Genomic DNA, 7,497 nt, shown 5'->3' with positions numbered 1-7,497 from the left:
CTTGAACCGTGTAATCATTTTGGAAAAACCCCACCCTGCACCCGTATAATTGTCAAAGCCGGAATAAAAAAAGTTGTGGTGGGCTGTAAAGATCCCAACCCCATAGTCTGCGGTGGCGGTATAAAGTACCTGCAGGACAATGGAATTGAGGTGATTTGCGGCATTCTTGATAAAGAAGCCAAAATTCTGATTGAAGAATTTATCTGGTATAGTCAAAATGATGAGAAACCCTTTGTGATTTTGAAATGTGCATCCACTCTGGATGGGAGAATCGCAACCGTAACAGGGGATTCAAAATGGATCACCAATGAAAAATCCAGAGGATTTGTTCATCAGATCCGTCATGAAGTGGATGCCATTTTAGTGGGTTCCGGAACCCTGCACGCCGACAACCCGTCGCTTACATCAAGAATTGACGGTGTTGCAACAAAAGATCCCGTAAGAATCATCTTGGATACCCATTTGAGTATCAACGAAACCGCAAAGGTGCTCACCCAGGATTCCACTGCCAAAACTATTATTATTACAGCCCCTGGTGCTTCCCTAGAGAAAAAAACCCTGCTTGAAAGGTATGGGGTTCAAAATCTCGAAGTGTCGGTAAAGGAACAAAAACTTGATTTAAATGAACTGATGATTAAGTTAGGGCAGATGTCAATTTTAAGCCTTTTGATAGAAGGCGGAAGCGTGGTGGCAGGATCAGCACTTAAAGCCGGGATTGTAAATAAGGTGTTGTTTTTTCTGGCACCCAAATTTTTAGGCAGCAGCGACGGCATTCCTGTGTTTGAAGGTCATGGTCCCAAGCTGATAAAGGATGCCTTTGAACTTAAAAACACAAAGGTTACCCAGTTTGATAATGATATTCTTGTGCAGGGGTATTTAAAATAAGAGGGAATAAAGCCAGGTGTTTACAGGAATCATTGAAAGTTTTGGAACCATAAAGCAGATTAAGCCCAGCGGGGAGGGAAGAGTGCTCCACATCGGCTGTGATCTGGATTTGTCCGGGACTAAAATTGGAGATTCTATTGCTGTAAACGGAGCTTGTCTTACTGTGGTTGGTCTTGATAGAAATAGTTTTAAAGTGGATATGGCGCCGGAAACCGTTGAACGGACAACTTTTAAGCAGTTGGTGTCAGGTTCCAGGGTCAATATAGAACGGGCATTAAAGCTGTCAGACCGAATTGACGGCCATCTGGTTTCGGGACACATTGATGGAACAGGAACCATTGCTTCCATAAAAAAAAAGAGCAATGCCGTGATCATCAAAATTAATGTTCCGTTTAAGCTTGGTGCAGACATGATTGAAAAAGGATCTGTTGCCATTGAAGGGATCAGCCTGACTATCAATGAATGCACTGATAAAGACTTTCAGGTCAGTATTATTCCTCATACCGCAGATATCACAACTATTGGATTAAAACGGGTCGGTGACAAGATCAATATAGAAACCGATATGATCGGGAAATATGTAAAAAAGATGTTAAAGGGAAGTTTTTCAAAAAATGATGCTTTGCCCAACGGGAAAAAAGATATCAGCATGGAACTTCTCGCAAGGAACGGATTTTTATAACTTTAAGGATTTATATATGCTGCATTTAACAATTAAACAGGCGATTGAAGATATTAAAAAGGGTAAAATGGTCATCCTTGTGGATGATGAAGACCGTGAAAACGAGGGTGATCTGACCATGGCAGCAGAAGCTGTGACCCCTGAAGCCATAAATTTCATGGCCATGTATGGAAGGGGACTGATCTGCCTTCCCCTTGATTCCACTATTGCAGACCGGCTGGATCTGCCCATGATGGTGGACCAGAATACCTCACAATATGGAACCGGATTTACCGTATCCATTGAAGCGAAAATTGGGGTGACCACTGGTATTTCTGCAGCAGACCGGGCAACAACCATCCTTACGGCGGTGGCGGATGATACTACATCTAACGATATTGCAAGACCCGGACATATTTTTCCATTAAGGGCAAGGGACGGTGGTGTCATGATAAGGATCGGTCAGACAGAAGGATCTGTTGATCTGGCCCGTCTTGCAGGGATGAAGCCTGCTGCGGTGATTTGTGAAATCATGGATGATGACGGCACCATGGCAAGGATGCCCTCCCTGGAAAAATTTGCAAAAAAGCATGGTATAGGCATCTGCACAGTTGCTGATCTTGTAAAATACAGACTTAAAACAGAAAGTTTTGTCACAAGAGCGGCCGAGACTGTGATCCCCACACGGATTGGCGGAGAGTTTAAGATCATTGCCTATGAAAACGATATTGATAACCTGACCCATATTGCGCTGGTGAAAGGGGAGGTTGACCCTGAAAAAGAAATCCTGGTGAGAGTTCATTCAGAATGTATGACAGGGGATATTTTTTCATCCCTTCGGTGCGACTGTCAGGAGCAGCTTTATAAAGCCATGGCCATGATGGAAGAAGAAGGCAGCGGGGTTCTCTTATACCTTCGTCAGGAAGGCCGCGGTATCGGTCTTGTGAATAAATTAAAAGCCTATGAATATCAGCGCCAGGGTCTGGATACGGTTGAAGCCAATGAAAAACTCGGTTTTAAGGCCGACATGAGAGATTATGGTGTGGGTGCCCAGATGCTGGTTGATCTGGGTGTCAGGAAAATGCGGCTTCTGACCAACAACCCAAAAAAAATGATCGGTCTGGAAGGCTATGGATTGAGCGTTGTTGAACAGGTTTCCATTGAAGTTGAGCCCAATAGCTATAACCAGGGATACTTAAAATGCAAGCAGGCCAAGATGGGACATTTACTCCATATGTGATCAATGTTTCAATTAAAGTTGTCAGCATAATATAAGGAAAAGAAAAATGCCAAAAATTATAGAAGCAGGTTTACAGGCCCAGGGTAAAAGGTTTGGAATCATTGCCTCCCGTTTTAATGATTTTATCACAGGTCGACTGGTGGAAGGTGCTCTTGATGCGCTCATCAGAAGCGGGGCAGAGGATAAGGATATTACCATTTTAAAAGTTCCCGGGGCCTTTGAAATTCCTTTGGCAGTCAAGAAAATGCTGAACCATGGACAATACGATGCCATTATCTGTCTTGGAGCCATCATTCGAGGTGCCACCAGCCATTATGATTATGTGTGCGCGGAAGTGTCCAAAGGCATTGCATCCATTAGCCTTGACGCCGATATTCCGGTGATGTTTGGAATTCTCACTACAGAAACCATTGAGCAGGCCATTGAAAGGGCCGGGACAAAAGCCGGCAATAAAGGTTTTGATGTCGCCCTTGGTGCTATAGAAATGGCAAATCTTTCGGAAAGTTTAAAAACTGAAAGCCTTAAAAAAGGTTAAATAAGATTATGGGTGACCGCAGGCAGGCACGGGAACTTGCACTTCAGGCACTTTTTTTCTTTGATATGGATAAATCTGTTTCTGATAAAAGCCTTGAGGCATTCTGTGCCAACAATGAAGAAAAACTCACGCAGGAAGTCAAACCATTCTTTCTGGATTTGGTAGAGGGTGTGAGGGAAAATAGTTCTCAAATCGATGCTTTTTTAAACAAGTATTCAAAAAACTGGAAAATTTCCAGGATGCCTGTGGTGGATAGAAACATCATGCGGATTGCAATATTTGAATTTTTGAAGCACTCTGATATCCCCCCCAGTGTCACCATAAATGAAGCGGTTGAAATTGGGAAAAAATACGGTACAAGGGATTCCGGTTCTTTTATCAATGGTGTGCTGGACCGTATCAAATCCCTTGAAGGTTTTGAATAGCCTGAATATAGGAGGTTGTTTTGATTATAAAGAAACTTGAAGTTGGTCCGATTATGGCCAATTGTTTTATTTTAGGATGTGAATCTACAAAAGAGGCAGTTGTGATTGATCCGGGGGATGATGCAGATCGAATCCTGATGGAGCTTGGAAAGTCCAATTTAAAGGTAAAATATCTGATCAATACCCACGGGCATTTTGATCATGTGAGTGCCAATAAAAGAATGAAAGAAGCGACAGGGGCACAGATTGCCATTCATCCCGAGGATGAACCCATGCTGCACGAGCTTTCACAGTCTGCTCTGATGTTTGGACTGGCATCAGAGAATTCACCGCCTGCGGATATTCTTTTAAAAGACGGAGATGAAGTTACCTTTGGTGAAATAACATTGCAGGTAATCCACACGCCCGGTCATTCTAAAGGCGGTATCAGTCTTTATACCAAGGGTCATCTCTTTTCCGGGGACACCTTGTTTGCCGGTTCCATTGGCAGGACAGATCTTGCCGGGGGCGACTATGATACGCTGATTTCAAATATTAAAGAAAAGCTTCTAATTTTTGATGATGATACCATTGTGTATACCGGCCATGGCCCGGAAACAACCATAGGTAATGAAAAGAGAATGAATCCTTTTTTAAGATGATGGTCTTAAGATGAATGGTCTTAAGATGAATGAGTTGCTAAAACATCTTCCTTATTTAAAAGATGTTCATCAGGAAGCCATTGAGCTTGACCGGCCATTTGAACAGATAGCCGCATCCTTTGCAAGGGATATCGGGACGGTACTTTTATTATCCGGCTCAAACCTTGACTGCTCCCGATATCATATACTGGCCGTAAAACCCTGGCTTGAGGTGTGCAGTAAACAGGACCTATTATCCATTAAATATATGGGAAAACAAACCCATGTCCGGCATGATCCATTTTCAGTCATTCAGGCTCTGCTGGATCAATTCAAATTAAATAATACCTCTTTGGATCTTCCGGTTCATGCGGGTTTGTTTGGATATTTTTCCTATGATTTAAAAGACCGGATTGAGAAACTTCCCAGAACCTGTATGGATACCTTTCTGCCGGATTTATGCCTGTATGCTCCTTCCATCATCCTTGTCCAGGATAAAACTACAGATCAGACCCGACTTTGCATTCCTGTGCTGTCTGATGATGCAAGTCTTAAACAGACAGATGAGACTATTCAAAACATTAAAAATTTTTTCTTTGCCAGAATTAAAAAGAATGTCAAAAGAAAATCTTTTTCCATAGACGGCTCAGGGTTTAAATCTAGTTTGTCTAAACCTGAGTATATCACTTCGGTAAATAAGATCATTGATTATTTAAGGGCTGGTGATATTTACCAGGCCAATCTTTCCCAGCGGTTTGAAACCGGGTTTTCAGGGGATAGTTATTCCTTATTCCTGGATTTGTTTGAGCGAAATCCAGCTTCTTTTTTCAGTTATATCCATGCCGGCGACCATACAATCGTGTCCACCTCCCCTGAAAGATTTATCAAGCAGGAGGGCAGATGCGTTGAAACAAGACCCATAAAAGGCACCATTGCACGGGGAAGTACAAAAGAACAGGACCGGGAAAATGGAGTAAAACTCACCCAGAGTAAAAAAGATGATGCCGAACTGACCATGATTGTTGACCTGATGCGAAACGATCTTTCCCGGGTGACAAAACACGGCTCTGTCATTGTTAAAGAGCATAAACGTCTTGAACCCTATGAAAATGTTTTCCACCTTGTTTCCATTGTGAAAGGTGAACTTAAAGATGATAAAACCTCAGTTGATTTTTTAAAAGCTACGTTTCCCGGAGGGTCTATCACAGGTTGCCCTAAGATCCGTTCCATGGAAATTATCGATGAACTGGAATCGGTGAATCGACATATCTATACCGGTTCCATCGGCTATATCAGTTTCCATGATACCATGGACCTCTCCATTGCCATCAGGACAGCTACTATTGTCAATGACAGAGTCTTTTTTTCTGTTGGCGGGGGCATTGTATATGATTCAGACCCGGAAAAAGAATTCCAGGAAACCCTTGATAAAGGGAAAACATTGATGGAATCTCTTTCCGGTACTATAAAAAAGAAGTGTACCCAAAAGCTGAAAGCCTGGGTGGATGGGAAAATCATTAATCAGGATCAGGCAAGCGTATCTGCCACAAGTCATGGATTCCAATACGGGGCAGGCCTTTTTGAAACCATTCGCGTGGATAAGGGAACCATATTCCGCCTGAAAGATCATGTATTGCGATTGAACAGAGCCTGGGCAGATCTTTTTTCTGATACACCTCCTGATATTACCTGGGAAGATGTGATCAACCTTTTAATAAGGGAAAACAAGCTTCAGGACAAATTGCTTGCCATTAAAATTCTCGTATCAAAGGATGAACAGGAGTGTGGCAAGAAAGTTTTTCTGGCTGCCTTTGCAAGAAAGTATACTCACAGGCTTGAAATATTGGATAAAAAGGGCCTGGACCTTGTCACATATTCCTTTTCCAGGCAATCGCCAATAGCCGATTATAAAACTTTGAATTATCTATATTATGACCAGGCAGGCCGGTTTGCCAAAGCGCATGATGCAGATGAAGCCATTATTTTAAATCCCGATCTCACAGTCTCGGAGACAAATACTGCAAGTATTCTTGCTATAAAGGACAAAACCGTGATAATACCCGAATCCGATCATGTTCTGGACGGTGTGACACTAAAATCTGTATTGACGATACTATCGGACAAGGGGTATGATATCCGAAAAAAGAGAATGCCCAAAGAGAAGTTTTATTCATATCCCAATATTATATTAACCAATGCGTTAATAGGGGCTGTTAAAGTGCTGACCATTGATGGGGAAAAAATAGAACAGGATAAAGAGATCTGTTCCATGATCAATGAACAGCTTTTTGATTGTGAGCTGATAAGCTAAAGAGGGAACAAATTATGAAAAGAATAAATACCATTATGGCAATACTATTTATTGTATTTTGCCTGGCTTACCAAGGCATGGCGCAAGAAAAAGTTAACCCCGAAGTTAAGATTGACAATCCGGTTTTCATTTTCGGATCAGTACCGGAAGGGGTTCAGGTGCTCCATGAGTTTATCATTAAAAATAAAGGTGATGCCCTTCTTCATATTGAGAATGTCCTGCCTCCCTGAGGCTGTGACAAGCACTCCTTTGACAGGGAAATTCCCCCGGGCGGGGAAGGCAAAATAAAGCTGAGCTTTAAAACCAATGGATACGGCGGGAAGACCATGAAAAAAGTCATTCTGGTCAAGACCGATGATCCTAAAAAAAGAAAATTCAACCTGGTTGTCACAGGACCGGTTGAAAAAATTGTTGATATTAAGCCTGCATCGGTCTACCTGGATGGAAACCCGGGAGATACCCTGGAATCCGTTGTGACCATAACCCCTTCTGAAAAGTACAAGTTTTCAATTTTAGGGATGGAACAAAAGATCAATACAAAAATTAAAGCACAGCTTATTGAACCAAAAGGAGATGAGAAATCCTGGCAGATAAAGATTAAAAGTATATCAGATAAAGCAAATGACTTTTATGATGTGCTGACCCTTAAAACAGACAGCCGGTACAAGCCCACACTCACCATAAGGGTATATGCCATTTTTTTTAAAAAACAGGAACTAAAATCTTAAGTTTACAGGACTTTTTTTACTAAAATTAATTATGGATATTAAAAAAATCAAAGCAGTGGTGTTTGACTGTGACGGTGTCATGTTTGATACCG

General features: G+C 42.0%; 8 protein-coding genes. All 8 read left to right on the top strand.

Annotated features, from left to right (window positions below; genetic code table 11):
• The coding region (ribD, locus tag K8S13_RS18625) for a bifunctional diaminohydroxyphosphoribosylaminopyrimidine deaminase/5-amino-6-(5-phosphoribosylamino)uracil reductase RibD (protein WP_291464878.1) at positions 1 to 885 on the top strand (885 nt) is incomplete at its 5' end.
• Positions 886 to 901: 16 nt separating this feature from the next.
• The gene (locus tag K8S13_RS18620; RefSeq protein ID WP_291464877.1) at positions 902 to 1,567 is read left to right on the top strand and encodes a riboflavin synthase; all 666 of its coding nucleotides are present in this window, start codon (positions 902 to 904) and stop codon (positions 1,565 to 1,567) included.
• Positions 1,568 to 1,583: 16 nt separating this feature from the next.
• Complete coding sequence (locus K8S13_RS18615; protein WP_291464875.1) at positions 1,584 to 2,786, top strand: bifunctional 3,4-dihydroxy-2-butanone-4-phosphate synthase/GTP cyclohydrolase II; 1,203 nt, start codon at positions 1,584 to 1,586, stop codon at positions 2,784 to 2,786.
• Between the two features lie 46 nt (positions 2,787 to 2,832).
• Positions 2,833 to 3,321 (top strand): 6,7-dimethyl-8-ribityllumazine synthase, encoded by a 489-nt coding sequence (gene ribE, locus K8S13_RS18610; RefSeq protein WP_291464873.1) that lies wholly within the window; start codon positions 2,833 to 2,835, stop codon positions 3,319 to 3,321.
• A gap of 8 nt (positions 3,322 to 3,329) precedes the next feature.
• Positions 3,330 to 3,746, top strand: coding sequence for a transcription antitermination factor NusB (gene nusB, locus K8S13_RS18605; RefSeq protein ID WP_291464872.1), 417 nt, complete (start codon positions 3,330 to 3,332; stop codon positions 3,744 to 3,746).
• A 20-nt stretch (positions 3,747 to 3,766) separates the two neighbouring features.
• Entirely contained in the window at positions 3,767 to 4,387 is a 621-nt protein-coding gene (locus K8S13_RS18600) for an MBL fold metallo-hydrolase (RefSeq protein WP_291464870.1), read from the top strand.
• Positions 4,388 to 4,397: 10 nt separating this feature from the next.
• On the top strand, positions 4,398 to 6,677 hold the full coding sequence (gene pabB, locus K8S13_RS18595; protein ID WP_291464868.1) for an aminodeoxychorismate synthase component I: 2,280 nt from the start codon (positions 4,398 to 4,400) through the stop codon (positions 6,675 to 6,677).
• Positions 6,678 to 6,691: 14 nt separating this feature from the next.
• Positions 6,692 to 7,405, top strand: a complete 714-nt coding sequence (locus tag K8S13_RS18590; protein WP_291464866.1) for a DUF1573 domain-containing protein — start codon at positions 6,692 to 6,694, stop codon at positions 7,403 to 7,405.
• Positions 7,406 to 7,497 lie beyond the last annotated feature (92 nt).

The sequence above is a fragment of the Desulfobacula sp. genome, from assembly GCF_021107415.1.
Note: the sequence above shows the minus strand (reverse complement) of the source record. Positions and strands in the feature narration are given on the sequence as shown.